This is a genomic window from Streptomyces sp. NPDC003016 (assembly GCF_053591455.1).
The window spans coordinates 1-26,307 of sequence record NZ_JBSFTV010000007.1 but is presented as its reverse complement, the minus strand read 5'-3'; the positions used below and the strand labels follow the sequence as shown (position 1 = coordinate 26,307).

Genomic DNA, 26,307 nt, shown 5'->3' with positions numbered 1-26,307 from the left:
TCAGGTTCGGTCTCGGGTGCGGGTTCGGCGATGACCGGAGTCCAGGGGAACGGCGGGTCGGGGAGGTCGCGTCGCAGAACGGGGGCGATGTCGGACGGGAAGAGTTCGGGCGAGGCACGGTGCCGGGCGTGGGCGAGTCCGCCTGCGTCGGCGTGCAGGTGGAGCCCGGTGACCGGCGGTGAACAGGGCGTGGGGCCGGGCGGCCGGCTCGCGCCACGCGGCCGGGTGCCAGCCCGCGCCGTCCAGCGCCACGGCAAGGTGAAGAGGGGAAGGTGCGGACACGGAAAGGGTGCCTTCCTGGTCGACCGTATGTGATCACCGGCCCTCGCACGAAGGGCTCAGCGGCGAGGAACAGGTCAGGGACAACAGAGGGCGCCGGCCACCCGTTGCAGGTCGATGTGGGGCCGGGAGAACAGGCGGACGCAGCCCTGCGCGGCGCGAACCCCGACCGCCGGGACGAACACGCGGGGAACGGGGGACAACACCGTCACCTCCGCTCTTCGGGCCGCTGGTCCTGCTCGGAACGGGCCCCGCCGTGCTCCGGCCTGGCAGACCCCATGTCGTCGCAGGCCAGGCGGGGCCGGACGGACGAAGGTGGAGAGCGTATTGCGGTTCCGTGAAGCCGTCCGGACACTGCTGGGAAGGCTGGGCGGCGACCCCGTCCACGGTGTGTACGGACCAGTCCAGGATCTGCACCGCCGCCCCTGCGGCCTCCGGCCCTCGGCAGTGGGCATGGTGCCTGCGGGCGATGCCGTCCAGGTCGGGGTGGGTGCCGGGGGCGGGGTGGGCGGCCAGTCGCCGTGCGTAGGCCCACAGGTGCGGATGGCCGGTGATGCGGTGGACCGCGGCAGTGTCCAGGTGCAGACGGTGCACGGTGCCGAGTTGCGCCGGGGTCACCCGCAACTGCACGTCAGCGACGGTCATTTCGTCGCCCGGTGAGGCTCACGGAGGCTCACGCCTTTCGCTCGTCGTCGGCGGTCACGGTCACGCTGCTCGCCCGGCGGCCGCCAGGAGGGCCGTACGGCTGCCGAGGGCTTCGGAGAACTGGTCGACGACCTGCGCGAGGGCCTCGGCCGGGCCCGGCGCGACGGTCAGGGTGCCGCCGTCACCCACCGCGATGTCCTTGTCGAGCGTGAACCAGCCCTGGACGATGTGCGCGGCGCCCATGGAACTGAGCACCGGGCGCAGCGCGTAGTCGATCGCCAGGACGTGCGCCGTGGTCCCGCCGGTCGCCAGCGGCAGGACCGTCTTGCCGACCAGGGCGTACTGCGGCAGCAGGTCGAGCAGGGACTTCAGCAGCCCGGAGTAGGCGGCCTTGTAGACGGGCGTGCCGATCACGACCCCGTCGGCGCGGTCGAACAGTGCGGTCGCCTCGACGATCGCCGGGTGCCGGAAGTCGGCGCCGAGCAGTGCCTCGGCGGGGATGGTGCGGACGTCCAGCGGGATCACCTCGTGTCCCTGGGCCGTGAGCCGCTCGTCCAGGTGGCGCAGCAGGCGGGCGGTACGAGAGGTGGCGGAGGGGCTTCCGGAGACGGACAGGACGGTGGCCATGGTGGACCCTTCTGAAGCGTAAGGTTTGGGTGGGACTGGTACGGGGCCGGGTATCGCGGCGTACTGCGGCCCCGCGTTCCGCGACGGCTACTTGTTGGTCCTGGGCAGTCCGGGCGGGTTGATCTCGGACTTGGTCACGGCCTCGCCGGACAGGCCCCAGCGCTCCAGCACCTTGGCGTACGTGCCGTTGTCGATGACCTCGTTGAGCGCGTCGGCGAGCGGCTCGGCCAGGCCGCTGTCCTTCTTGGTGGTGGCCGCGATGAGGCCCTGGAGGGTGGTGCCGGCACCGGAGGAGGTGCCGACGACCTCCGTCTTCCCAGTGGTGGCCGCGTGGTAGGCGGCGGTCGGGTGGGGCCCGAGGTAGAGGTCGATCCGGCCCGACTGGAGGGCGAGGTAGGTGTCGCTGTCGTTCTGGTAGTACTTGATGTCCACCGGCTTCCGGCCGGCCTTCTCGTTCTCCTCGCTCCACTCGATCAGCAGTTTCTCCTGGTTGGTGCCGCTGCCCACCGCGACCGTCCTGCCCGCCACGTCCTCGGGTCCGTCGATCTTGAGACCACGGCCCTTCTTCGCCTCGAAGCCCAGGTTGTCCTCGCGGTAGGTGGCGAAGTCGTACTTCTCCTTGCGCTCCTCGGTGACGGTGATGTTGCTGAAGCCGACGTCGTACTTGGCGCTGTCGAGGCCGACGAAGATGTTCTCCCACGAGACGGTGTTGATGTGCAGCTTGAGGCCGAGCACATCGGCGACCAGAGAGGCGAGGTCGGGCTCGACGCCGATGACGGTCTTGTTGTCGGTGGCGAAGAAGGTCAGCGGCGCCGCTGAGCCGGACGAGTCGACGATCTCCAGGGTGCCTCTCTCGCGGATCTCCTCCGGGACCTCGGCGGCTATGGAGTCGACCTCGTCGGTGGTGACGCGGTTCTGGCCGGGGCTGATGTTGATCTTCGTCTTGCTGCCCGACGTGTCCGCGACCTCCGTGGTCCCGCCTTCCGACGGGTTGCCGCAGGCGGCGAGGACGAGGGCGGAGGTGAGTCCGAGCGCGGCAGCGGCGGTACGGCGGGCGATCGAGGTGGACACGGACGTGCTCCTTGCGTGGGAGGTGAGGTGAGGGTTGGTCAGAGGACCTTGGAGAGGAAGGCGCGGGTGCGCTCGTGCCGCGGATCGTCCAGTACGGCCGCGGGCGGCCCCTGCTCCACGACGACACCGCCGTCCATGAACACCACGGTGTCGGCGACCTCGCGGGCGAAGCCGATCTCGTGGGTCACGACGATCATGGTGGTTCCGGTACGGGCCAGGTCCTTGATGACGTCGAGGACTTCACCGACCAGTTCCGGGTCGAGCGCCGAGGTCGGCTCGTCGAAGAGCAGCACCTTGGGTTCGAGGGCGAGTGCGCGGGCGATGGCCACGCGCTGCTGCTGCCCTCCGGACAACTGCCGCGGATAGGCGTCGGTCTTGTCGGCGAGACCGACCCGCTCCAGCAGCCGGCGGGCGGTCCCGTCCGCCTCCCTGCGAGGGCGGCGCAGGGCTGAGACGGGAGCCTCGACGAGGTTCTCCAGCACGGTCAGGTGCGGGAAGAGGTCGAAGTTCTGGAAGACGAACCCGATGTGGGTGCGCTGCTTCAGAACGTCCTTCTCCTTCAGTTCGTGCAGCTTGCCGCCGGATCGGCGGTAGCCGACGAGCTCGCCGTCGATGGCGATCCAGCCGCGGTTGACCTTCTCCAGGTGGTTGATGGTCCGCAGCAGTGTGGACTTTCCGGAGCCGGACGGGCCGAGGACCACGGTGACCTCGCCGGCGCGGACCCGAAGGTCGACGCCGCGCAGGACTTCCAGCGGGCCGAAGCTCTTGTGGACGCCGTGGACGTCCACCATCACGTCGTTGACGTCCGCCGTCACCTCGCTCATCGGCTGTCTCCCAAGGGCTTCAGGGGTACGACGGGCTGGTTGCGCTGCGCCGCCGCCGCGCGCAGGTCGCGGACGAAGCGCCGGGCGCGCCGGGCCGGGGTGGGCGGCGGGGTGCGGTTGGCGCCCCGGGCGTAGCGGCGCTCCACGTAGTACTGGGCGACCGACAGCAGCGAGGTCAGCACCACGTACCAGGCGGTGGCGACCAGCAGCAGCGGGATCACCCGGCCGTTGCGTCCGTAGACCACCTGCACCTGGTAGAACAGCTCGCCGATGGACATCACATAGACCACCGAGGTTCCCTTGAGCAGGCCGATGATCTCGTTGCCGGCCGTGGGCAGGATGGCGCGCATGGCCTGCGGGAGCACGATCCGGCGGATCTGCCGCAGCCGGGGAATGCCCAGCGCCGCGGCGGCCTCCAGCTGTCCGTGGTCGACGGCGATGACGCCGCCGCGCACGATCTCGGCGGCGTAGGCGGCCTGGTGCAGCGTCAGCCCGATGATGGCCGCGCCCATGGTGCCGATGATGCTGTTGCTGTCGACGGACCAGAACACCGGGCCGAAGGGGATGCCGAAGCCCAGCCTCTCGTACAGCGCGCTCAGGTTGAACCAGAACACCAGCTGGACGATCATCGGGATGGACCGGAAGATCCAGATGTAGGTCCAGGCGACGGTCCGCAGCACCGGGCTGCGCGACAGCCGCATGAAGGCCAGGACGGTGCCGAGGAGGAAGCCCAGCACCGTGGCGTAGAGGGTGAGCTGGAGGGTGACCCACACCGCCTGGACGATCGTCTCGGACAGGATGTGGTCGCGGAAGACGTTCCACTCCCAGACCGGGTTGGTGGCCAGTCCGTGCACGAACTGGGCGACCAGCACGATCACGGCTACGGCCGCCGCCCAGCGCGCGTAGTGGCGGGCGGGGACCACCTCGAGCGAGGCCGGGTCGTCCGGCGTGGGCGGGGCTTCGGGGCCGCCGCCCGGGAGGGCGGCGCTGGGCGGCGCGGTGTCAGTGGTCGGGCTCATCGTGGTGTTCCTGCTCAGCTCTTATGTGTGCTCGGGCGGGTTGATCCGCGATGTCCCGATCGCGGAGGGGGCGGTGCCCCACTTCTTGAGGATCCGGGCGTACGTGCCGTCCTTGATCAGCTCGTTGACGGCGGCCTGGAACGCCTGGGTGAGCGGGGAGCCCTTCTTGAAGGCGAAGCCGACGTCGAGGCGGTGGTACTCGCCGAGGAAGGTGGTCCCCGAGGCGGGCTGCGCCGCCTGGTGGCGCAGGCCGTTGATGGTCGACATGATCACGTCGATCCGGCCCTGCTGGAGCGCGGTGAGGGTCGCCGCGTTCTCCGAGTAGACCTTCACGTCGTACGGCTTCTTGCCCGCCTTGGCGCATACGCCCTTCTGCGCGGTGAGGGTCGCCTCGAAGGTGGTGCCGGCGCCGGTGCCGATGGCCAGCCCGCACAGCTGGGTGAGGTCGGTGACCTTCGCCTTGAGCGCGGTGTTGCCCTTCTTCACCGCGAAGCCCTGGCCGTCGTTGATGTACGTGACGAAGTCGATGACCTTCAGGCGGTCGCTCGTGACCCCGAAGTTGCCGGTGCCGAAGTCGTACTTGCCGCTGCCGAGGGCGGGCAGGATCGTCTCGAAGGAGGCGTCCTGCCGCTCCAGCTTCACACCGAGGACCTCGGCCACCGCGTCCGCGACGTCGATGTCCTGGCCTGCGGGCGGCTCGTCCTGCCCTCCCCCACTCTCGGCTTCGCGCGAGCGGGGGGATCCCCATGGGTAGTACGCCCCGGGCGGGGACCCGACCGAGCTTCCGACCCGCAGCGTGCCGGACTTGCGTACGTCCGCGGGCAGCAGGGCGGCGACGGCGTCCACCTTGCGTACGGCGGCGACCGGGTCGTCGGTCGGTGCGGAGGACGCCTGGGCACCCGCCGGGGAGGTGTCGCCGGAGCCGCAGGCGGTCAGCGTCAGTACGGGCAGCAGCACGATGCCGGCGGTCATGCGCAGACGGGTTCTGATGCCACGGGCGCTCACAGGTCGGCTGCCTTTCCTTGGTGTGGTGCGGCCGGCAGGTGCTTCTCGAAGGGCAGCGGGCCGATGGTTTCCGGGTCGGCCTGCGTGTCGAACAGCGGGGTGTAACCGGTGGCCAGGTACAGGCCGCGGGCCTCGGGCTGGCGCGGACCGGTGGTCAGGTGGATCCGCCGGTAGCCGCGGGCGCCCGCCTCACGCTCCAACTCGGCGACGACACGGCGGGCCAGGCCGCGCCGACGGTGGGCGGAGTGCGTCCAGATCCGTTTCAGTTCGGCCGTGGTCCCGTCGTCGTACCGGCGGAAGGCGCCGCCCGCGACCGGTTCGCCGTGTTCGAGGAGCAGGAGCAGCATCCCGCCGTGCGGGGCGGTGAACTCCTCCTCGGGGTAGCGGGCGAGTTCGGCGTGCGCGTCCCTGCCGTAGCGCGTGGAGTACTCGTCGCCGAGTTCGCGCAGCAGCGGTCTCGTCCGCGGGTCGGACACGGCCACTTGGACGACCGCCGGCTCGGCCGCGGCCGCGGGAGGTGGTGCGACGGAGGTCATCCGTTCACCGCCGCGAGGTTCTGCGTGCCGCGGGCAGCCCGCTCGGCGTCGCGCTTGGCGACCTCCTCGCGGACGATCGGGATCACGTACCGGCCGAAGTCGATGGCGTCGCCCAGCAGGTCGTAGCCGCGCGCCGAGAGGATGTCGACGCCGAGGTCGTAGTAGTCGAGGAGCGCCTGGGCGACCGTCTCGGGGGTGCCGACCAGGGCGTTGGAGTTGCCCGCGCCACCGGTGGCGGCGGCCGTCGGGGTCCACAGGGCACGGTCGTAGCGCTCCCCCGCCTCGGCGATGGCGACGAGCCGCTGCGAGCCGACGTTTTGAGGTGTCGCAGCCTGGGGGCGGGCCTGCCCGTGGTGGCGCTTGGTGATCGCCTCGCCCTTCTCCTTGCGGGCCTTGATCGCGCCGACCGTGCGGTGGGCCTTCTCCCAGGCCAGTTCCTCGGTCGGGGCGATGATCGGGCGGAACGCCACCTGGATGCGCGGCACGTCGGTGCGGCCCGCGGCCTTCGCGGCGGCCTTCACTGCCTCGATCTGCTCGGCGGTCCTGGCCAGGGGCTCACCCCACAGGCAGTAGATGTCGGCCTCGGCGCCCCCGGCTGCGTACGCGGCGGGCGACGAGCCGCCGAACGACACGTCCGGGCGGGGCTGCTGGACCGGGAAGACGTCGCTGACGAAGTCGCGGAAGCGGTAGTGCTCGCCCTCGTGGTCGAAGGGCTCACGGGTGGTCCAGATCTTCTTGACGATCCGGATGTACTCGCGGGTACGGGCGTAGCGCTCGTCCTTGGTGAGGGTGTCGCCCTCACGGCCCTGTTCGCGGTCGTTGCCGCCGGTGATGAAGTGCACGGTCAGCCGGCCCTCGCTGATCTGGTCGAGGGTGGCGAAGGTCTTCGCGGCGAAGGTCGGGTACGAGACGTTGGGCCGGTGCGCGAGCAGGATCTGGAGGCGGTCCAGCCTGCTCGCGATGTGAGCGGCGGCCGGCGCGGGGTCCGGCGATCCGGAGCCGTAGGCGAACAGCACCCGGTCCCAGCCGTGGTCCTCGTGCGCCCGGGCGAGCCGGAGCGTGTACTCCTTGTCGAAGGCGGCGCCGGAGCGCGGGGTGGTTTCGGAGCCGTCGTTGGTGGCGGCGATGCCAAGGAACTGCACTGGCATGGGAGATGGCCTTTCCTCAAGTCCTCTGGGCCGAGCCGTGGGCAGCACGCGGGCACGGCGGAGCAGCCCTCGGTGCGCCCAGGTGTGGCGGCGCTTCGGGGTGCGGGGAACCAGGTGGTGAGCAGGTGTGATGACGCCGGGGCACGGGCCTCGGGCGAGATCGGGCGCGGCAGCGCGTGTCAGGTCTCGCAGGACCGTCCGTACGCGGATTCAGCGTGTGTTCAGCGCATGCGTACGACGGCGCCGCGAAGGGGGGAACTCGGCCCACGACGGGGGCACCGAGGGAGGGAAGGGCCGGTCAGACGGCCCGCTGCCGCGTCAGGCGCAACACGCGGCGGACCACACCCGACCGAAGTCGATGTGGTCGCGGGTGACCAGGCGCTGGTCGGCGTTCATGCGACCAATTGAGCAGTACATCTCGCTTCTCGTCAACTACGGCCCGGATCCCGGACCGGTGCCGAGCGGTTCGCGTGCGTGGTTGACACACGCGCACGGTGCGCCCATACGATCGAGGACGGACCGGCTCCGCCGCGCGCGGCAGCCGCACCGGCCCGCGTCGAGGGACGCGGCGAGCGTGATGACGCCGGAAGAACCAGACACCGCCCCGTACCCGCGCCGTGTGTGCGCGCCTTCCACAGACGTGTGCCGCCGCCGGTCACCCGTGCCCGCGGATCCCTCCCCTGGAGAGCCTCCTGATGGTCTCACCGTCCGACATCACCCGTCCCTCCCGAATCACCGCGTCCGTCCCACCCGCAGAACGCCTCAACACCTCCGGCCGGACCCCGGGCCGCCCAGGCCCGGACGACGATCCGCCCCGGATCGTGCCGCTCCGACACGTCGGCCGCCGACTGGCCGCAGCCGCCGCGCTGCTGTTCTTCGCGATGGTGGTCAACTCCGTCGTGCGCAACCGTGCCTTCCAGTGGGATGTGGTCGGCCGGCACTTCACCACCGCCGCCGTGCTCGACGGGCTGCTGCTCACCCTGTGGCTGACCGGCGTGGTGATGGTGCTCGGCTTCCTGCTCGGCATCCCCCTGGCCGTGATGCGGCTTTCCGCCAACCCGGTGCTGCGCGCGCTGAGTTGGGGCTACGTGTGGATCTTCCGGTCCACTCCGCTGCTGGTGCAGCTGCTGTTCTGGTTCAACATCGGCGCCCTCTACCCGACGCTCGGCCTCGGCATCCCCTTCGGGCCGCAGTTCGTCACCGTACAGACGGTCAACCTCCTCGGCCCCACCCTCACCGCCGTCATCGGCCTGACCCTGCACGAAGCCGCCTACGCCGCCGAGGTGGTACGCGGCGGCATCCTCTCCGTCGACTCCGGCCAGACGGAGGCCGCCCAGGCTCTCGGCATCGGCAGACGGCGCACACTGCGCCGGATCGTCATCCCACAGGCGATGCGCTCCATCGTGCCGACCGCCGGGAACATGCTGATCGGCACGCTCAAGGGCACCAGCATCGTCAGCGTGCTGGCCGTGCACGACCTGCTGTACTCGGTGCAGCTGGTCTACCACCAGACGTACCAGGTCATCCCGTTGCTGATGGTGGCCACCCTCTGGTACATCGCCGTCACGACCGTGCTCAGCGCGGGACAGTTCTACGTCGAGCGCCACTACGCGCGTGGCTCCGCCCGCGCCCTGCCCCCCACGCCCCTGCAGAGGCTCAGGGTCCATCTGGCGGCTCTTCACGCCCGGCTGGAGAGGGCGACCGCGCCCGGCGCCCGCCCGGCAGCCGACGGTGACCGGTGAGCCCATCCACGGTGTTGCGTTCCCTACATTCCCTATCGAATTACTAGGAATGTATTGACGGCCCGCCCGACGGGTGCGCAGGATGATGCGCATGGCCCACACGCAGCAGCGACTCGTTCGTCGTCGGCATGTCGACTTTGGTCACGTCGTCAGCGCCGCGTGCTGTCGCGCGTAAGGCACGCGGCCCACACCCTGCGCGCGCCGCTCCGCTCCTTCTCCCTCATCCAGGCGCTCAGGCGAACCCACTCACCGCGCCTGACGGCCCGACGCACTTCTGAAGGACGACCGCCATGACCACGGCACTTCCGGCCCAGGCCGCTCCATCGAATTCGCCACTCCCCGACATGCGCCATCTCCGCCTCGTGGGCGATACCTCACAGAGCGCCACCGGGGAACACGGTTCCGCACCCCTCGTCGGCTACCTCGTGCTCGTCCCCGCGGGCACCGATCCCGCCCAGCTCTTCGCGAAGGACGTGACACGGCCGGAGATCCGGCCGGTCGCCTACACGGACTCACCTCCCGCGCAGACGGGAGGCGGTGCCGTCCGCATCGATCCCGCGCGGCATGCCGCAGAGCTGGACGGACGCGAACTCGACCTCACGTACCTGGAGTTCGCGCTGCTGGCCCATCTTGTTCAGCATCCCCACCAGGTGCACTCGCGCGAGCAGCTGATAGCCGGCATCTGGGGCTACGACCACATCGGCGACGGCCGCACGGTGGACGTCCACATCGCGCGCCTGCGCCGCAAGATGGGCAAGGCCCACCGGCACCGCATCGTCACCGTACGGCGAGTGGGCTACAAGTACGTGCCCGACCAGCAGGAGAGCCCCGACACCGCACCGTGCAGCCGACCTTGAGGAGACCCACCGCCATGGGCGTTGCCACTGCGCCGTCCGGCCCCTCCCCGGAATCCGACCGGACCGGGCCCGGCCGTGCGCACTGGCTGCGCGTGGCCCGCGAGACGGCGGACGACCTGGCCACGGACGCGGTGACCCGGGAACAGGCGGGCAAGGCCCCGTTCGACGAGGTGTCCCGGCTGCGTGAGGCGGGACTGCTGACGCTCCTCACACCGGCCGAACTCTCGGGAGGCGGCGCGGACTGGGCCACGGCCTACGCCGTCGTCCGGGAGATCGCCGCCGCCGACGGCGCGATCGGTCAACTCCTCGGCTGTCACTACTTCCTGTCGTGGAGCGCCGGGTTCTTCACCGAGCCCGCTCTCGCCGCTCGGGTCGAGCGGAGGTCCGCGGCGGAGCAGTGGTGCTGGGGCGGTGGTTTAGCCCGTCAGGAACTGCCTCTGACACTGACCAGGAAAGCCAGGGGCCATGTGCTCGACGGCCGGCAGAGCTACAGCACCGGAGTCCTGGTCGCCGACCGCCTCGCCGTGCGGGCCGTACGAGCCGGCACCGGTGAACCACTCGCCATCGTCGTCGACCCCGCCCATCACGGCGTGAGGATCGACCCCGACGCCGACACCTTCGGCCAGCGGCTCGCGGCTGCCGGCAGTGTGGAGTTCGATGCCGTACCGGTCGCCGCCCACGACGTACTCGGCTCCCTGTCCACGGACGAGGCAGTCCTGTCGCCCCTGGCTGCGCTGGCATCGCCGATCGGGCGTCTCCTCTCCGTCCAGCTCTGTCTGGGCATGGCCGAAGGAGTGCTCGCCGAAGCCCGTGATTACAGCCGGGCGGGCCGGACTCCCTGGCACCCCGCCCTGCCGGCCGACTCCCTCCAGGACCCGCGGGTGCTGACCACCTACGGAGAACTCACCGTCCTTACACGCTCCGCGTCCGCACTCGCCGACCAAGCACGGGAAGCCGTACACGCCGGGCTGGCGCGCGGCGAGGACGTCACCTACGACGAGTACGCGGAGATCTCCGTCCTCGTGGCCATGGCCGAAACTGCCGCCTCCAGGGCTGCGCAGGAGTCGACCGCCCGCGCCCTCGACATCATCGGCGTCCGCTCCACGTCCGCACGGCTGGGCTTCGACCGCTTCTGGCGCAATGCCCGGACCCACACCCTGTACGAACCCGTCACCGACCGGCTCCGAGATGTCGGGGACTACTTCCTCAACGGTGCACACCCTCCGTTCGTCCTGCCCGTCTGACCGCGCGAGTTTCTCGGCTTTTCACCGGCCGGCCCGGCACGATCAGCATTCGCCACGCAACCCGGCAAGCAGGCGATTGTGAACACCGCACTTCACTCACATGTCGGCCCGTTGAGAATATGAGACGCCCGCGCGGACGACATTGACTGGGCTGGATTTCGCTGCAATTCTCGTGGCTGTGAGCAAGTCCGAGAACCTCGCCGCGCTCCTGTACGTCGATCTGCGACGCCAGGCCAGCGCCATCTGTGCCGTCGGCCACTGAACAGGCTGACGGACGCTTCTCTCTCCCGCTCATTTTCACAGTCGGCCACCGCGACCACATCGCTGCTGTCGTAGACGACTGATTCCTCGCAGGAATTCCTGACAGGATTCCTTTTCCCCTTGGTCCCCGCCTTGCTTTCACCCCATTGGCGAGCACCATTTTCGGCCGGCGCTTCTCCAGGCCGACTGTTGCACGCCAGTCCCCATTTCACTTGAACAGGACTTCTCCATGGCCACGACGGCATCGACCCGACGCCACTTCCTCTCCCTGCTCGGCCTTTCTGCCGTGGTCGTGAGCTGCGGCACCACCGCGACCGGAGCCACCTCCGGCAAGGGCCGGACCAGGACGCTCCGGTACCAGGGCTGGGCGGGCCAGGTCACGTTGCCGGAGCTGGCCGAGGATCTCGGCTATCTCCAGGACGTGAAGCTGAAGTGGGTCGGCAACACCATCAGCGGGCCGCAGGACATCCAGTCCGCGGCCACGGGCCAGACCGACTTCGGCGGTGCCTTCAACGGCGCGGTCGTCAAACTGGCCGCGAGCAACGCCCCCATCAAGGCCGTCATCAGCTACTACGGCTCCGACAAACACGCCTACAACGGCTTCTACGTCCTCAAGGACAGTCCGATCCGCTCGGCCCGGGACCTGCTCGGCAAGAAGGTCGGAATGAACACCCTCGGGGCGCATTCCGAGGCCATGCTCGACATTTATCTGCAACGAGGCGGCCTGTCCCGGACAGAGATCAAAGAAGTGGAGCCACTCGTGGTTCCACCGGTCAACACCGAGCAGACACTCCGGCAGAAGCAGATCGACGTGGCCGTGCTCGGCGGCATTCTGCGCGACAAGGCCCTGGCAGCCGGGAACATCCGTCCACTGTTCACGGACCATGAGCTGCTCGGCTCGTTCAGTGCCGGCACCTTCGTGATGACGGACCGCTTCCTGAAGCAGAACCCCGAGACGGCCCGGATCTTCGTCACCGCCGTGGGGCGGGCCATCGAGTGGTCCCGTTCCACCCCGCGCGAAGAGGTCGTCGCCCGGATGACCGGCATCGTGAAGAAGCGCGGCCGCAACGAGGACACCGCACCACTGAAGTTCTGGCGGTCCTACGGCGTCGCCGAGACGGCGGGCCGGATCACCGGCAAGGAACTCCGGTTGTGGATCGACTGGCTGGCCGACCGCGGTGACATCCGGAAGGGACAGGTCACCCTGTCGGACCTCTACACCAATGAGTTCAACGCCGCCGGCAAGGGCGGTGCAGAGGCTTCCTCGGCGGCCTCCTCCACTTCGACGAGCGGGAGCTGATCCCATGCCGGAATCCACCACAGCATCCGTCACACCCAAGATCGTGCTCGAGCAGGTGCGGAAGGACTTCACGGTCAAGGACCGGACGGGGCGAGGCCGAGCGGCGGGCACGGACCGTGCGGGGACCCGGCAGGCGACCCGGTTCACCGCCCTCGACGGCATCGATCTGGAGATAGCGGCCGGCGAGTTCGTCGTCCTGGTCGGTCCCAGCGGCTGCGGGAAGTCGACGCTGCTGGACCTGCTCGGCGGCCTCACCCGGCCCACCGGCGGACGGATCCTGCTGGACGGCCGACTCGTCACCGGCCCGGGCCTGGACCGGGGCATCGTGTTCCAGCAGTACGCGCTGCTGCCGTGGCGCACGGCCCAGGGCAATGTCGAGTTCGGCCTGGAGGCCGTCGGCGTCCCACGGCGCCAACGTGCCGTACGGGCCCGGGAGTTCCTGGACCTGGTGGGCCTGGCCGGGTTCGAGGACCGCCATCCGCATGAGCTGTCGGGCGGGATGCGGCAGCGGGTGGCGCTCGCCCGCAGCCTCGCCTACGACCCCGATGTGCTCCTGATGGACGAGCCGTTCGCCGCGCTGGACGCCCAGACCCGGGAGTCGCTGCAGGACGAACTGCTGCGCATCTGGCAGCGCACCGGCAAGACCGTCGTCTTCATCACGCACGGCATCGACGAGGCCGTCCACCTGGGACAGCGCGTCGCCGTCATGACGTCGAGGCCGGGCCGCATCAAGCAGATCGTGCCGATCGCCTTCGACTCCCGTACGGCGACGGCCGACCTCCGCTCCAGCCCCGAGTTCGCACGGTACCGGCACGAGATCTGGTCGCTGCTGCACGACGAGGTGGCCAGGGCCCAGCAGTTGGAGAAGGAGGAGGCTTCCGTATGAGCCCCGCGACCGGCACGACCACCGAGAAGACCACGTCGCCGGACGCTGTGAGCGCCGCCGAGCCCGTCCCGGCCCCTTCCTCTGCTACGTCCGCCGCGTCCCCGCCGGATGATGCGTCGCCGTCGAGTGCGCGCCGCCCCCGCTCCACGGCGGCCCGGAGCCGCCGGGTGGTCCGCCGGCTGCCGTACCTGCTGGTCAAGGGGGCGACCAGGTCCGTTGCGATCGTGGCTCTGCTGCTGCTGTGGGAGACCGCACCGCGACTGGGCCTGGTCGACCGGACTTTCCTGCCACCGTTCAGTGAGGTCGCCCGCGCCTGGTGGGGACTGGCCGCCGACGGGCAGCTCGCCGACAACGGACGCGCCAGCCTGGTGCGCTCGTTCAGCGGATTCGGTCTCGCCGTGGCCGTCGCCGTGCCACTCGGCCTGCTGATCGGCTGGTACCGGCCGGTCGCCGACCTTCTCGGACCGCTGCTGGAGGTGTTCCGCAACACCGCCGCGCTGGCCCTGCTGCCGGTGTTCGTGCTGCTGCTGGGCATCGGCGAGACCTCGAAGATCTCCATCGTGGTGTACGCGTGCACCTGGCCGATCCTGCTCAACACCATCAGCGCGGTCCGCAACGTCGACCCGACCCTGCTGAAGCTGGCGAAGTCGATGGACCTGCCCGCGCCCCGTCTCTTCCAGAAGGTCATCCTGCCGTCCGCGGTTCCGGTGATGTTCACCGGCATCCGGCTGGCGGGAGCGGTGTCCATCCTGGTGCTGGTCGCCGCCGAGATGATCGGCGCCAAGGCGGGCCTCGGCTATCTCATCAACGCCTCGCAGTACAACTTCGCGATCCCGCAGATGTACGCGGGCATCATCACGATCTCCGCGATCGGTGTGGCCTTCAACCAGCTCCTGGTCGCCGTGGAACGGCGGCTCAGCTCCTGGCGCGTACCGGCCGGCGGCTGATCCGGCCACCCGCTCGCCCCTCTTCCGCCCGGTGCCGTCGCCCTGCCCCGCTCGTCCCCTGCCCCGATGCTCTCACCACCCCCGATCCGAGGAACGCCATGACCGCGACCAGCCCCCGCCGGCTGCACCTCAACGCCTTCCTGATGAACGCCGGCCACCACGACGCCGCCTGGCGGCACCCCCGTACCCAGCCCGAACGCGTCACCGATCTGCGCTACTTCCAGCAGCTCGCGCAAACCGCCGAACGCGGCCTGCTCGACTCGGTCTTCCTCGCCGACGGCCTCGCCCTGTGGGGCAAGGTCCGGCACAACGCGCTCGGCGGCTTCGAACCGCTCACCCTGCTGTCCGCGCTGGCGGCGGTCACCGAGCACGTCGGCCTGATCGCCACCGTCTCCACCACCTTCAACGAGCCCTTCCACACCGCCCGCAAGTTCGCCTCCCTGGACCACATCAGCGGTGGCCGGGCCGGCTGGAACATCGTCACCTCCGGCACCGTGAACGAGGCCCGCAACTTCGGGCAGGACGAGCATCTGGAGCACGGGCTGCGCTACGAGCGGGCACGGGAGTTCGTCGAGGTCGCCACCAAGCTGTGGGACAGCTGGGAGGACGACGCGATCCTGCTCGACCGTGAGCGCGGCGTCTACGCCGACACCGGCAAGGTGCGGGAGATCAACCACCGCGGAGAGCACTTCGGGGTGCAGGGCCCCCTGAACGTACCGCGCACCCCGCAGGGCTACCCACTGCTGGTGCAGGCCGGTTCGTCGGAGGACGGCAGGGAGTTCGCCGCCCAGTACGCCGAGGCCGTCTTCACCGCCCAGCAGACCCTCGCCGACGGCCAGTCCTTCTACAAGGACCTCACATCGCGGCTCGCCCGCTACGGCCGCGCCGAGGACGAACTGCTGGTACTGCCCGGCATCGCCCCCGTCATCGGCTCGACCGAGGCCGAAGCCCGCGCACTCGAACAGGAGTTGACGGACCTCCAGGTCCCCGAGTACGGGCTCGCCCAGCTGTCCGGGATGCTCGGCACCGACCTGACCGGGCTGCCGCTGGACGGACCGCTGCCCGAGCTGCCCGAGGAGCGGGACATCAACGGCAACAAGAGCCGCTTCACTCTCGTCGCCGAACTCGCCCGCCGCGACGGCCTCACCCTGCGCGAACTCATCGCCCGCCTCGGCGCCGGCCGTGGCCATCGGGTCTTCGCCGGCACCCCGGAGCAGATCGCCGACCAGCTCGAGGAGTGGTTCACCCACGGCGCCGCCGACGGCTTCAACATCATGCCGCCCCATCTGCCGGGCGGCCTGGAGGACTTCGTCGACCACGTCGTGCCCATCCTGCAGCGGCGCGGCCTGTTCCGTACCGAGTACACCGGCCGCACCCTGCGCGAGAACTACGGTCTGGCCCGCCCCGCCAACCGGCTGGCCGCGGCGGGCTCAGCAGCGGGAGGGCCCGCGTGACCGGGCTGGAACCCACCACGGACGTCCTGGTGGTGGGCGGCGGGCCCGCCGCCACGCGGGCCGCGCTCAAGGCAGCCCAGGACGGGTCGGACGTCATCCTCGCCGACCAGGGCTACTGCGGCACGGTGCCCGCCCGCCGAGACGACTGCCAGACCTGCTTCCCGTGCGAGGCGAACTGCCCTGCGGACGCGCTGTACGTCGCGCCCCTGACCCGCCCGCTGCCCGACGACTCCACCGCCCGGGACGAGGAGCACCTGGACCGTACCGGCCTGCGCGGCAGCTACCGCCGGCACATCGGCTGGGGACGAGGCCGCACCCCCGGCGCTCTGCGGGCCGTCGGTCCTCCCCTCGGACCGCCGGGGTCCAGGGGAACCTCCCTGCCCATCACCTCCTGATGACCTCCCTGCTGATCACCTCCTGAAGGGAACACCCGCACATGACCACCAGCACCGGCTTCGACATCCGCAGGATCGGCGGCCGTATCGGTGGAGAGATCCTCGGCGTGGATCTCTCCACCGACCTCGACCCCGCCGTCGTCACCGAGATCAACTCCGCGCTCCTGGAACACAAGGCGCTCGTCTTCCGCGACCAGAACCTCGACGACGCGGGCCAGCTCCGCTTCGCCTCTCTCTTCGGCGAGCTCACCACCGCGCACCCCACCGTCCCCTCCGTCGACGGCCGGCCCCAGATCCTGCCCGTCGACGGCGACGAGGGCATCCGCGCCAACCACTGGCACACGGATGTCACCTTCGTCCGTACGCCCCCGAAGGCGTCCACGCTGCGCAGCATCGTGGTCCCGCCCTACGGCGGAAACACCCTCATCGCCAACTCGGCAGCCGCGTACCGGGACCTGCCCGAGCCGCTGCGCGAGCTGGCGGACAAACTGTGGGCGGTACACACCAATGACTACGACTACGCCGCGCCGAAGAACGAGAAGGCGGCCGAGCACCGCAGGCGGTTCGTCTCACGCACGTACCGCACCGCCCACCCGGTCGTCCGCGTCCACCCCGAGACCGGGGAGCGCGGGCTGTTCATCGGCGGCTTCGCCCAGAGCATCGTCGGCCTCGGCCCCTCCGACTCCCGCGATCTGCTGCGCCTCTTCCAGTCGTACGTCACCCGCCCCGAGAACATCGTGCGCGTGGCCTGGACGCCCGGTGACCTCGTCCTGTTCGACAACCGCATCACCCAGCACTACGCCCCCGACGACTACGGCGACCTGCCGCGCCTGCTGCACCGGGTGACCGTCGCGGGCGATGTCCCGGCCGGTGTCGACGGCACCCTCAGCCATGTCGTCGAGGGCGACGACGCCTCCCACTACACCCCTGCCGCGGCCTGATCACCTCGGCCGCCGGGCAGGGACATCGACCCATGCCCGGCGGCCCCGCCCACAGCGGAGCGCCGGGGCCGGCCGTACGGGATAATGCGCACATGCGGATCTCAGCCAGGGCGGACTACGCGGTACGTGCCGCGCTTCAGCTCGCCGCGTCACGGGATGACGGGCCACTGAAGGCCGAAGCCATCGCCGACGCCCAGGACATCCCGCACAAGTTCCTCGAAAGCATCCTGAACGACATGCGCCGGGGCGGTCTCGTCCTCAGCCAGCGCGGCGGCAACGGCGGCTACCGGCTGGCCAGGCCGGCCGAGTCCATCAGCATCGCCGACGTCATCCGCGTCGTGGACGGACCCCTGGTCTCGGTGCGCGGCGTCCGCCCCCCGGAACTGTCCTACACCGGCCCCGCCGAGTCGCTGCTCCCCCTGTGGGTCGCGCTGCGGTCCAACGTGCGCGAGATCCTTGAGGGCGTGTCGCTCGCCGACGTCGCATCGGCCCGACTTCCTCCCGACGTATCGGCGTTGGCCAACGTCCCGAGCGCCTGGGCGAACCCCTGACACGTGGGAGAACGGGCGGAACAGCGCCAGCCTGTCGCAGGTGTTCCTGGCCGTCTTCCTGATCCTGCTCGTCGGCATCGCCGTCGACCCGCTGATCTTCAGCCCGCTGGAGCGGCGGGTGCTGCGCAGCCGGAACCTGCTGGTCACCCGCTGAACGAACGGATCGCGAGCGGCGCAGGATGCGCCTCCCACCCCGCCGCACACCGGTTCACAGCGCCGGCTCCGCAGAGGCATCGCCCTACAGCGGAGCCGGCGCTGCCGTGCACGGAGCGGACGGCCCCACCCGCACGGGTCCTACGACACGCTGAGGGACAGACCCGCCTCTCCCCACGCCTGGAAGCCGCCGCCCGGACAGGTCGCACGGTGCAGACCCGGCTGGTGCGGCGATGGCGCGGCCAGGCGCGGGGGCGTGACCGCCGATGCAGATGGCCACGGTCCGCGATCGTGGCCCTTCGGGGCGCGGTAGGAGCCCTGTGGTCCGGCCGCCACTCCAGTTCTTCGTGTTCGATCCGAGGGCACCGGGAATCAGCCCGTCACGCTCGCGCAGTGCGGTACAGCGGATCTCGGCCAGGAGTGCCCCGTCGCCAGCCGCCGCTCACCCCTCCCGCGCGCCGACGTGGTCGAGCCCGCGCGGACCCGCACCAGGTGCTCGTGGAGGGACAGCTCTCGGCTCACCGCCAATCCTCCGGCCCCTCGACCTGCTCGCGCCGGGGCACCGCACCGGTACGGCCGAGGCGGCTCATCAGCGGCAGCGGCGAGTAGCAGGCGTGCACGGTACGGAACTCGTCGAGCCCTTCACGTGGGGGGTGGCGGCCGACGGCCCTGCCCCCACCGGGTGGCAGCCTCCGTCGGCGGTCGACGTCTTCGGCCAGTTCCAGGGACCTCCCCCGGAGGGAACTCGCACCACGAGTGCGATCTCCGTCGGTTCGCATGCCACCGTGGTGAAGCGCGCCGACCGGCCGGGCGTGGTCGTGACAGCCGGTGCCGGGCGGGCAGCGAAGAGCCGTGCCTCACTGCCGCCGCGGGGTTCATGAGTACAGCGCGTATGCGCCGGGGCAACCGCTTCCAGAGCGTGGCGGCGGGCGAGTCGGTCCGGCGCCAGGACTCCCCGGGCGGTGTGTGACGGCGAGGTCACGACCGCATCGTGGGCACCCGGAGTCCGCGTTATGGACGACAGGGTGGCGAGTCTCGGCGCTCTGCCGATAGAACCGCAGGTCAGATGGGTGTGAACGGGTCGCCAGGTGGCGCAATACGGCGGCAACACCATCGGAGCGGTTCTCCTTGTACGTTCCCTGCCATGCCAGCCGAACCCGCCCCCGCAGCCCGCCCGGTCGCCGCCGCGCGCCGTCGGCGGCTGCGTGCGGACCGGGCCAGGCAGCTCGCCGACCTGCTGCGGCACCAGATCCTGGCGGGGGGCTTCCCCGGCGGGGTCCTGCCCCTCGAGGACGTCATCGCCGCCGACTACCGAGCCAGCCGCAACACCGTCCGGCAGGCCCTGGACCTGCTGCGCGGCGAACAACTCGTCAACCGGCAACCGGGCGTCGGCACCGTGGTGGTCTGCGAGAAGTACCCGCACGGGCTGGACCGCCTCCAGGGCCTGGCCGAGACCCTGCACGAGCACGGCCGGGTCACCAACGAGGTCCGCACCGTCGGGCCGGTCACCGCCCCTGGCCCGGTGGCGCATCGGCTGGGCCTGCCCGAGCACACCGACGTGCTGTGTATCGAGCGGCTGCGCCGCCTGAACGGACTGCCGCTCTCCCTGGACCTGTCCTACCTGCCCATGGACGTGGGCGGGGAACTGCTCCGCTGCGACCTGGAGAACACGGACGTGTTCCGGCTCCTGGAGTCGCTGACCGGCGGCCCGCTGGGCCACGCCGAGATCACACTGGAGGCCGTCACCGCCGACGCGCACTCCGCCGCGGTACTCCAGGCCCCCCGCGGGGCCGCCCTACTGATGCTGGAACGACTGACCTGTCTGCCCGACGGGCGGCCGGTGGACCTGGAGTTCATCCGGTTCCGCGGCGACCGCATCACCATGAGCGGCGTGCTGCACCGCTCCGTCTGATCCCTGGGCTCCCCCTCCCTTCCGTCCCCCGCTGTTCCCGGCCCTACCGTGCCCCTTGGAGACAACCATGCCTCTCGTTCCGCAGCGCGCCGACGTGCCCGTGACCATCGACGAGTCCAAGTGCATCGACGGCTGCACGCTCTGCGTCGACATGTGTCCGCTCGACTCGCTCGCGATCCGCGCGGACAACGGCAAGGCGTACATGCACGTGGACGAGTGCTGGTACTGCGGCCCGTGCGCGGCCCGGTGTCCCACCGGCGCGGTCACCGTCAACATGCCCTACCTGCTCCGGTGAAAGGCCGAACCCCCATGTCCCGCAAGAGAATCCCCCTCCTGCCGCTCCTCCCGGTCGCCCTGCTGCTCCCGCCGGTCACCGCCTGCGGCGGCACGGCGGGCGCCGGCGGCGACTCCGACGTGAAGACGGTCACCGTGACCGTCGGCTACCAGTCCAAGACCATCAACACCGTCACCGCCGGTACCCTGCTGCGCTCCCTCGGCTACTTCGAGAAGGAGCTCGCTGCCCGTGGGAAGAAGGACGGCATCACCTACAAGGTCGAGTGGCAGGACTACGCGACCGGTGCCCCGATCACCGCCCAGATGACGGCCGGGAAGATCGACATCGGTTCGATGGGCGACTTCCCGCTGCTGATCAATGCGGCCCGCGGCAAGCAGCTGGGGCAGCCGACCCGGCTGGTCGCGGTCACCGGATACAACCTCCGCGGCGGCCTGAACACAGTCGTCACCGCACCCGGTTCGTCCCTGCGGTCACTGGCCGGCCTACGCGGCAAGAAGGTGTCCACCAGCATCGGCTCGGCCGCCGACGGCACCCTGGTCCGGGCCCTGCAGCGGGCCGGCATCGACCCGGACAAGGGCATCCAGAAGCTCAACCAGCAGCCCAGCGTGGGCGCTTCGGCCCTGGCTGCAGGCAGCGCCGACGCGCTGTCCCAGTTCGTCGCCTGGCCCGGCAAGCTGGCCTTCGAGGGCCGGGGCACCGCTCTGTACGACGGGGCCGAACTGAACCTGCCGACCTTCCACGGGGTCACGGTCCGGGAGAAGTTCGCCAAGGAACGGGCCGGCATCCTGGACGACTTCCTGAGGGCGCAGCGCCGGGCCACCGACTACCTGCGCGCCCAGCCGGTCGCCGCCGCCGAGTCGGTGGCCGCGAAGACCGGTCTGCCGGCCGAGGTGGTCTACCTCTACAACGGCGCCAACGGCATCGCCACCTTCGACCCGGAGCTCCGCCCGGAGCTGATCACCGCCCTCAAGGAGGACGTGCCGGTGCTGAAGGCCGCCGGGCTGGTGCGCGACGTCGACGTGGACGCCTTCGTCGACCCGGCGCCGCTGAAGCGGGCCGTGCGGGCCCCCGCCCACCCGAAGGCGGGCACCGCCAAGCCGGAACTGTGGCTGAAGGGCCGGAGCACCACCCGCACCTTCGACAGTCCCAAGGAACTGCTGAAGGCCGCCAAGGCCGCCGACGTGCGGGCCGCCTACGTGCCGGACGCGCTGACCGGCACCCCGTGGTTCGCGGACAAGGCGGTATGGGTCGCGTACGGCGCCGAGCTGCGCGCCTTCGTCACCCGGGCGAGTGCCGAGAAGTTCACCGGACAGAACGCCGGAGCCCGGATCATCCGCTACGCGGAAGCCGTGAGGCTGGCGTCATGAGCGTGGGCCGCCGACTGCTCCGTGTGACCTCGCTGGCCGCGGCCCTCGGCGTGTGGCAGCTGCTGACCTCGCTGGACGTCAACCTGTGGCTGCGGTTCGAGCAGTTCCCCACGGTCGGCGAGGTGGTCTCCGCGTTCGCCGACCGGGTCGGCACCGCCCCGTACTGGCAGGACCTGGGTCACAGCCTGCGCCGGATCGTGGTGGGCTTCGTGCTGGCGGCGCTGGCGGGGGTGGCGGTCGGAACGGCCGTCGCCCGGTCCCGGTGGGCCGCCGACCTGGTGGGCCCGCTGGTGGAGGTGGTGCGGCCGGTGCCCGCCATCGCGCTGGTCCCGGTCGCCATCCTGCTGCTGCCCACCAACGAGCAGGGCATCGTGTTCATCACCTTCACCGCCGCGTTCTTCCCGGTGGTGGTGTCGACGCGGCACGCGGTGCGGGCGCTCACCCCGGTCTGGGAGGAGGCCGTGCTCACGATGGGCGGCGGCCGGCTCCGGGTGCTGTTCTCGGTGGTGCTGCCGGGAGCCCTGCCGGGCATCTTCGGCGGCCTGTCGGTGGGCATCGGCGTCTCGTGGATCTGCGTCATCTCCGCCGAGATGATCTCCGGCGAGTACGGGGTGGGCTACCGCACCTGGCAGGACTACACGATCGTCGACTACCCGGCCGTCTTCGTCGGCATGGCCACCATCGGCGCCCTCGGATGGCTCACCTCGACCGCGGTGGAACTGCTGGGCCGTCGCGCCACCTCCTGGCTGCCCCGCCCGGCCGCGCGGGCAGCCGCCGGTGCCGTGCGTCCGACGTTCCGCAGGGCCGGCCGCAGCAGTGCGGACGCTCCCGCCGAACCCGCCGCCACCGTCCGCACCGCTGTTCCCCGGAAGGAGCCGGTCCCATGAGCACCGTGACCCTGCCCGCCGCCCCCGCGCCGGCCGGCGCCGAACTCGTCCTGCACGACGTACGGCTCGGCCATGCGGACAGCGCCGCCGTCCCCGGCACGGTGGCGCTGCGGATCGCACCGGGGGAACTGCTCGCCGTGGTCGGGCCCTCCGGCTGCGGCAAGTCGACCCTGCTGCGCACCCTGGCCGGGCTGCTGCCCCCACTGGACGGGCAGGTCACCCAGGACGGTGAGCCGATCCGGCGGCCCGGCGCCGACCGGGCGCTGGTCTTCCAGCACGACGCCCTGCTGCCCTGGCGGACCGTCCGCGCCAACGTGGAACTGCCGCTGGCGATCCGCCGGGTCCCCCGGGCCGAGCGGCGGCGGTCCGCGGCCGACTGGCTGGACCGGATCGCTCTGGCCGGGCATGCCCACAAGCTCCCGCACCAGCTGTCCGGTGGGCAGCGGCAGCGTGTCCAGCTGGCCCGCGCCCTGGCCGGCCGGCCCCGCGCGGTCCTGATGGACGAACCGTTCGGCGCGCTCGACGCGCACACCCGCGCCGGGATGCAGGACCTGCTGGCCGACATCCTGCAAGGCACCGGCGCCACCGTCGTCTTCGTCACCCACGACGTGGACGAGGCCCTGCACCTCGGGGACCGCGTCCTGCTGCTCGGCTCCGGTGAGGTGCTGGACGTACCGCATCCGCGTGAGCGCGGTGCCCGGCACGCCCCCGGCACCGCCGAACTGCACCGCCACATCCTCGAATCCCTCTGAAAGCCACTCGAAAGGCACCCCGTGGACACCCTGGTGGACATCCCGCCGTCCATCCCCGCCCTCGCCGACGCGACCGAACTGTCCTGCGACGTCCTGGTCATCGGCGGTGGCACCGCCGGCACCATGGCCGCGCTGACCGCCGCCGGACGCGGCGCGCAGGTGCTGCTGCTGGAGAAGGCGCACGTGAGGCACTCCGGCGCGCTCGCCATGGGCATGGACGGGGTCAACAACGCGGTCATCCCGGGCCGGGCCGAACCCGACGACTACGTCGCCGAGATCACCCGCGCCAACGACGGCGTCGTCGACCAGTCCACCGTCCGGCAGACCGCGACCCGCGGCTTCGACATGGTCAAGCGCCTGGAGTCGTACGGGGTGAAGTTCGAGAAGGACGAGCACGGCGAGTACGCCGTCCGCCAAGTGCACAGGTCCGGCTCGTACGTGCTGCCGATGCCGGAGGGCAAGGACGTCAAGAAAGTCCTCTACCGGCAGCTGCGGCGTCGCGAGATGCGGGAACGGATCCGCATCGAGAACCGGGTCATGCCGGTCAGGGTGCTCACCCACCCGGACGACGGCCGGGCCGTCGGCGCGGCCGGGTTCAACACCCGCACCGGCGCGTTCGTCACCGTCCGGGCGGGTGCGGTGATCCTGGCCACCGGGGCGTGCGGCCGGCTCGGTCTGCCCGCCTCCGGCTACCTGTACGGGACGTACGAGAACCCGACCAACGCGGGCGACGGCTACGCCATGGCCTACCACGCGGGGGCCGCGCTGACCGGGATCGAGTGCTTCCAGATCAACCCGTTGATCAAGGACTACAACGGGCCGGCGTGCGCGTACGTCGCGAATCCCTTCGGCGGGTACCAGGTCAACCGGCACGGCGAGCGGTTCGTGGAGTCCGACTACTGGTCCGGGCAGATGATGGCCGAGTTCGCGGCCGAACTCGCCTCCGAGCGAGGCCCGGTGTACCTCAAGCTCAGCCACCTGCCGGACGAGACCATCGCCTCCGTCGAATCGATTCTGCACACGACGGAGCGGCCCACCCGCGGCACGTTCCACGAGAACCGCGGCCACGACTACCGCACCCACGACATCGAGATGCACATCTCGGAGATCGGACTGTGCGGCGGGCACTCGGCCTCCGGGGTACGGGTGGACGCGCACGCCCGCACCACCGTGCCCCGGCTGTACGCGGCCGGCGACCTGGCCTGCGTACCGCACAACTACATGATCGGCGCGTTCGTCTACGGCGATTTGGCCGGTGAGGACGCCGCGCGGTACCGGGGCTACGAGGGCGAGTTGCCCCGCGACCAGCTGGCCGCCGCCCACGACCTCGTCTACCGGCCGCTGCGCAACCCGGACGGGCCGCCGCAGCCGCAGGTGGAGTACAAGCTGCGGCGGTTCGTCAACGACTACGTGGCACCGCCGAAGACCGGCGCGAAGCTGTCCCTGGCGGTGGAGGCGTTCACCCGGATGTCGGAGGAGATCGCCGGGATGGGGGCGCGGACCCCGCACGAACTGATGCGGTGCGCGGAGGTCACCTTCATCCGGGACTGCGCGGAGATGGCCGCCCGGGCCTCGCTGGCCCGGACCGAGTCCCGGTGGGGCCTGTACCACGAGCGGCTGGACCACCCGGGGCGGGACGACGCGGACTGGCTGCACCACCTCGACCTGCGCAAGTCCGCATCGGGCGCGATGGAGTTCACCGAGCGGCCGGTAGAGCCGTACGTGGTCCCGGTACCGGAGTTCGTCCCGGCGCCGGGGCCGGAGAGGTGGCTGGGCGAGGTGGCGCTGGTACCGGTGGCCACGGCCGGCCCGCGGGACGCCGCCCCGGCCGCCCGCCCGGCCACGCCCTCGGCTGCACCGCACGCGGCAGCGCCGGCCGAGGCCCCCGGTGTCTCCGGGCCCAGCCCCGCCCTGCTGCGCCTGCTCTCCCTCTCCGAGGAGTCCCCCGACCTCGACGCGCTCCGCCCCTACCTCGCGGATGCCGACCCGGCGGTGCGGGCAGCCGCCGTGGCCGCCCTCGGCGAGACGGTGCCGGCCGGCGCCGGGCCCGCGCTCGCCGAGCGCCTGCGGGACACCGCACCGCAGGTCCGGGCCGCCGCCGCGACCACCCTGCGCGAGCTGGCCGAAGTGCTGCCCGCCGAGGCCGATTTGGGGTCGGGGCTGCGGGAGGCGCTGGGCGGCGCCGACCCGGCCGTCCGGGCCGCCGCCCTCGACGTGCTGCGCGCCCTGCGGCTGGGCGACGTCGGGGTGTACGCCGCCGCGCTCGCCGACACGGACATCGATGTGCGCATCACCGCCGTCCGGGCCCTGGTCTCGGTGGACGCGGTCGCGGAACTGGTGGTGGCCGGCGCCGACCCGGCCCGCGAGGTCCGGGTCGCGGTGGCACGCGGCCTCGCGGCTGTGCACGCCCCGGCCCCGGCGCCGCTCGACCCGCTGCTGGACGACGCCGACCCGCTCGTCCGGAGCGCCGCGCTGGCCGCGCTGGCCGCCACCGGCTGCCCACCCCACTACGCCGCGCTGGCCGCGGCCGCCCTCGGCGATGCCGCCTGGCAGGTCCGAGCCGGCGCCGCGACCGCCCTCCGGGCGGCCCCGCCCGCCCAGGCCGTTCCCGCTCTCGCCAAGGCCCTGACCGACCCCCACGCGGATGTCCGCAAGGCCGCCGTCCTCTCCCTCCTCCCCCACCACGCCGACGCCGACGCCCGCACCGCCCTCGCAACGGCCACCACCGATCCCGACGCCGACATCCGCGCCTACGCGTCCCGTGCCACCTCCTGACCACCGCGGTTCCGTGCCGACGGCGCCGACCGGCGCCATGTCCACCACGCAGGTCAGGGGCACGGGGCGCCCCGGCCCAGCGGCTGTGCCGGCCGACGCCCGGCTCTTGGCGACGGGAAGCGAATCCGGCACGCGCACCGTGGGGTACGCGCCAGTCAACCCGCGCTCGCCCGAGGTTCCCGAGAATCCGGGGAGAATCACCTGACGGCACAGTCCTGCGTGTGCGGCTTCGTCCAGGTGTGACGGGCCGGGCCGGTGCAGTGCGAACGACCGTAACCGCGTACATCGGGCAGGACCACAGGGAAGCTGTCCGCGAGCAGGCCAGCCAGGGGCATGCGGGGGCGGGGCGCCCGTACGGAACCAGGGCCCGTCGAAGGCGGCGGCCGTCGCGTCCGGGCGGTTCAGGTACTCCGTGAAGAGGTTCGGCCCGCGCA

The 26,307-nt window shown here is 71.2% G+C and carries 24 protein-coding genes and 3 pseudogenes; 17 read left to right on the top strand and 10 right to left on the bottom strand.

Annotated elements, in window-relative coordinates; genetic code table 11:
* Nucleotides 1-162: 162 nt before the first annotated feature.
* The 10 genes and pseudogenes from ACWDZ4_RS07785 to ACWDZ4_RS07740 all read right to left on the bottom strand — a co-directional run.
* A pseudogene (locus tag ACWDZ4_RS07785) lies at nucleotides 163-282 on the bottom strand (LLM class flavin-dependent oxidoreductase); the annotation flags it as partial.
* A gap of 74 nt (nucleotides 283-356) precedes the next feature.
* The gene (locus tag ACWDZ4_RS07780) at nucleotides 357-734 is read right to left on the bottom strand and encodes a putative leader peptide (RefSeq protein WP_451507524.1); all 378 of its coding nucleotides are present in this window, start codon (nucleotides 732-734) and stop codon (nucleotides 357-359) included.
* Nucleotides 649-933: pseudogene (locus ACWDZ4_RS07775) on the bottom strand (glutathione S-transferase family protein); the annotation flags it as partial. The gene ACWDZ4_RS07780 and the pseudogene ACWDZ4_RS07775, both read right to left, overlap by 86 nt.
* Nucleotides 934-984: 51 nt before the next feature.
* Nucleotides 985-1,551, bottom strand: a complete 567-nt coding sequence (gene ssuE / locus ACWDZ4_RS07770) for an NADPH-dependent FMN reductase (protein WP_451507523.1) — start codon at nucleotides 1,549-1,551, stop codon at nucleotides 985-987.
* 87 nt (nucleotides 1,552-1,638) lie between these two features.
* Nucleotides 1,639-2,622, bottom strand: coding sequence for an ABC transporter substrate-binding protein (locus tag ACWDZ4_RS07765; protein WP_451507522.1), 984 nt, complete (start codon nucleotides 2,620-2,622; stop codon nucleotides 1,639-1,641).
* A 38-nt stretch (nucleotides 2,623-2,660) separates the two neighbouring features.
* Nucleotides 2,661-3,446: an amino acid ABC transporter ATP-binding protein gene (locus ACWDZ4_RS07760; protein WP_451507521.1), complete on the bottom strand. Its 786-nt coding sequence runs from the start codon at nucleotides 3,444-3,446 to the stop codon at nucleotides 2,661-2,663.
* Entirely contained in the window at nucleotides 3,443-4,465 is a 1,023-nt protein-coding gene (locus ACWDZ4_RS07755) for an amino acid ABC transporter permease (RefSeq protein WP_451507520.1), read from the bottom strand. The genes ACWDZ4_RS07760 and ACWDZ4_RS07755 overlap by 4 nt, the downstream gene beginning before the upstream one ends.
* A gap of 21 nt (nucleotides 4,466-4,486) precedes the next feature.
* On the bottom strand, nucleotides 4,487-5,437 hold the full coding sequence (locus ACWDZ4_RS07750) for an ABC transporter substrate-binding protein (protein ID WP_451507519.1): 951 nt from the start codon (nucleotides 5,435-5,437) through the stop codon (nucleotides 4,487-4,489).
* A 29-nt stretch (nucleotides 5,438-5,466) separates the two neighbouring features.
* Nucleotides 5,467-6,006 carry a GNAT family N-acetyltransferase gene (locus ACWDZ4_RS07745; protein WP_451507518.1) on the bottom strand — a complete coding sequence of 180 codons (540 nt, stop codon included), beginning with the start codon at nucleotides 6,004-6,006 and terminating at the stop codon, nucleotides 5,467-5,469.
* Nucleotides 6,003-7,154 (bottom strand): LLM class flavin-dependent oxidoreductase, encoded by a 1,152-nt coding sequence (locus ACWDZ4_RS07740; RefSeq protein WP_451507517.1) that lies wholly within the window; start codon nucleotides 7,152-7,154, stop codon nucleotides 6,003-6,005. Before ACWDZ4_RS07740 ends, ACWDZ4_RS07745 begins: the two co-directional genes overlap by 4 nt.
* A gap of 695 nt (nucleotides 7,155-7,849) precedes the next feature.
* Here ACWDZ4_RS07740 and ACWDZ4_RS07735 point away from each other — a divergent pair.
* The 17 genes and pseudogenes from ACWDZ4_RS07735 (at nucleotide 7,850) to ACWDZ4_RS07655 (ending at nucleotide 25,873) form a co-directional block, all read left to right on the top strand.
* On the top strand, nucleotides 7,850-8,896 hold the full coding sequence (locus tag ACWDZ4_RS07735; protein WP_451507516.1) for an amino acid ABC transporter permease: 1,047 nt from the start codon (nucleotides 7,850-7,852) through the stop codon (nucleotides 8,894-8,896).
* Between the two features lie 290 nt (nucleotides 8,897-9,186).
* Nucleotides 9,187-9,753, top strand: coding sequence for a winged helix-turn-helix domain-containing protein (locus ACWDZ4_RS07730; protein WP_451507515.1), 567 nt, complete (start codon nucleotides 9,187-9,189; stop codon nucleotides 9,751-9,753).
* A gap of 14 nt (nucleotides 9,754-9,767) precedes the next feature.
* Entirely contained in the window at nucleotides 9,768-10,997 is a 1,230-nt protein-coding gene (locus ACWDZ4_RS07725) for an acyl-CoA dehydrogenase family protein (protein WP_451507514.1), read from the top strand.
* Between the two features lie 490 nt (nucleotides 10,998-11,487).
* Nucleotides 11,488-12,558 (top strand): ABC transporter substrate-binding protein, encoded by a 1,071-nt coding sequence (locus tag ACWDZ4_RS07720; protein ID WP_451507513.1) that lies wholly within the window; start codon nucleotides 11,488-11,490, stop codon nucleotides 12,556-12,558.
* A gap of 4 nt (nucleotides 12,559-12,562) precedes the next feature.
* Nucleotides 12,563-13,444, top strand: coding sequence for an ABC transporter ATP-binding protein (locus ACWDZ4_RS07715; protein WP_451507512.1), 882 nt, complete (start codon nucleotides 12,563-12,565; stop codon nucleotides 13,442-13,444).
* The gene (locus ACWDZ4_RS07710; protein ID WP_451507511.1) at nucleotides 13,441-14,391 is read left to right on the top strand and encodes an ABC transporter permease; all 951 of its coding nucleotides are present in this window, start codon (nucleotides 13,441-13,443) and stop codon (nucleotides 14,389-14,391) included. Before ACWDZ4_RS07715 ends, ACWDZ4_RS07710 begins: the two co-directional genes overlap by 4 nt.
* Before the next feature lie 98 nt (nucleotides 14,392-14,489).
* Nucleotides 14,490-15,845 (top strand): LLM class flavin-dependent oxidoreductase, encoded by a 1,356-nt coding sequence (locus tag ACWDZ4_RS07705; protein WP_451507510.1) that lies wholly within the window; start codon nucleotides 14,490-14,492, stop codon nucleotides 15,843-15,845.
* Nucleotides 15,842-16,240, top strand: a complete 399-nt coding sequence (locus ACWDZ4_RS07700; protein WP_451507509.1) for an FAD-binding protein — start codon at nucleotides 15,842-15,844, stop codon at nucleotides 16,238-16,240. Before ACWDZ4_RS07705 ends, ACWDZ4_RS07700 begins: the two co-directional genes overlap by 4 nt.
* A gap of 41 nt (nucleotides 16,241-16,281) precedes the next feature.
* Nucleotides 16,282-17,181 (top strand): TauD/TfdA dioxygenase family protein, encoded by a 900-nt coding sequence (locus ACWDZ4_RS07695; protein ID WP_451507508.1) that lies wholly within the window; start codon nucleotides 16,282-16,284, stop codon nucleotides 17,179-17,181.
* A 92-nt stretch (nucleotides 17,182-17,273) separates the two neighbouring features.
* Nucleotides 17,274-17,732, top strand: coding sequence for an RrF2 family transcriptional regulator (locus tag ACWDZ4_RS07690; protein ID WP_451507507.1), 459 nt, complete (start codon nucleotides 17,274-17,276; stop codon nucleotides 17,730-17,732).
* A 7-nt stretch (nucleotides 17,733-17,739) separates the two neighbouring features.
* Nucleotides 17,740-17,886, top strand: a pseudogene (locus tag ACWDZ4_RS07685) (ABC transporter permease); the annotation flags it as partial.
* A 1,143-nt stretch (nucleotides 17,887-19,029) separates the two neighbouring features.
* Complete coding sequence (locus tag ACWDZ4_RS07680) at nucleotides 19,030-19,797, top strand: GntR family transcriptional regulator (RefSeq protein ID WP_451507506.1); 768 nt, start codon at nucleotides 19,030-19,032, stop codon at nucleotides 19,795-19,797.
* A 67-nt stretch (nucleotides 19,798-19,864) separates the two neighbouring features.
* Nucleotides 19,865-20,092 (top strand): 4Fe-4S dicluster domain-containing protein, encoded by a 228-nt coding sequence (locus ACWDZ4_RS07675; RefSeq protein ID WP_384532328.1) that lies wholly within the window; start codon nucleotides 19,865-19,867, stop codon nucleotides 20,090-20,092.
* 14 nt (nucleotides 20,093-20,106) lie between these two features.
* On the top strand, nucleotides 20,107-21,459 hold the full coding sequence (locus ACWDZ4_RS07670) for an ABC transporter substrate-binding protein (protein ID WP_451507505.1): 1,353 nt from the start codon (nucleotides 20,107-20,109) through the stop codon (nucleotides 21,457-21,459).
* The gene (locus ACWDZ4_RS07665) at nucleotides 21,456-22,346 is read left to right on the top strand and encodes an ABC transporter permease (protein WP_451507504.1); all 891 of its coding nucleotides are present in this window, start codon (nucleotides 21,456-21,458) and stop codon (nucleotides 22,344-22,346) included. Before ACWDZ4_RS07670 ends, ACWDZ4_RS07665 begins: the two co-directional genes overlap by 4 nt.
* On the top strand, nucleotides 22,343-23,098 hold the full coding sequence (locus ACWDZ4_RS07660) for an ABC transporter ATP-binding protein (protein ID WP_451507503.1): 756 nt from the start codon (nucleotides 22,343-22,345) through the stop codon (nucleotides 23,096-23,098). The genes ACWDZ4_RS07665 and ACWDZ4_RS07660 overlap by 4 nt, the downstream gene beginning before the upstream one ends.
* 21 nt (nucleotides 23,099-23,119) lie before the next feature.
* Complete coding sequence (locus ACWDZ4_RS07655) at nucleotides 23,120-25,873, top strand: fumarate reductase/succinate dehydrogenase flavoprotein subunit (RefSeq protein WP_451507502.1); 2,754 nt, start codon at nucleotides 23,120-23,122, stop codon at nucleotides 25,871-25,873.
* Nucleotides 25,874-26,307 lie beyond the last annotated feature (434 nt).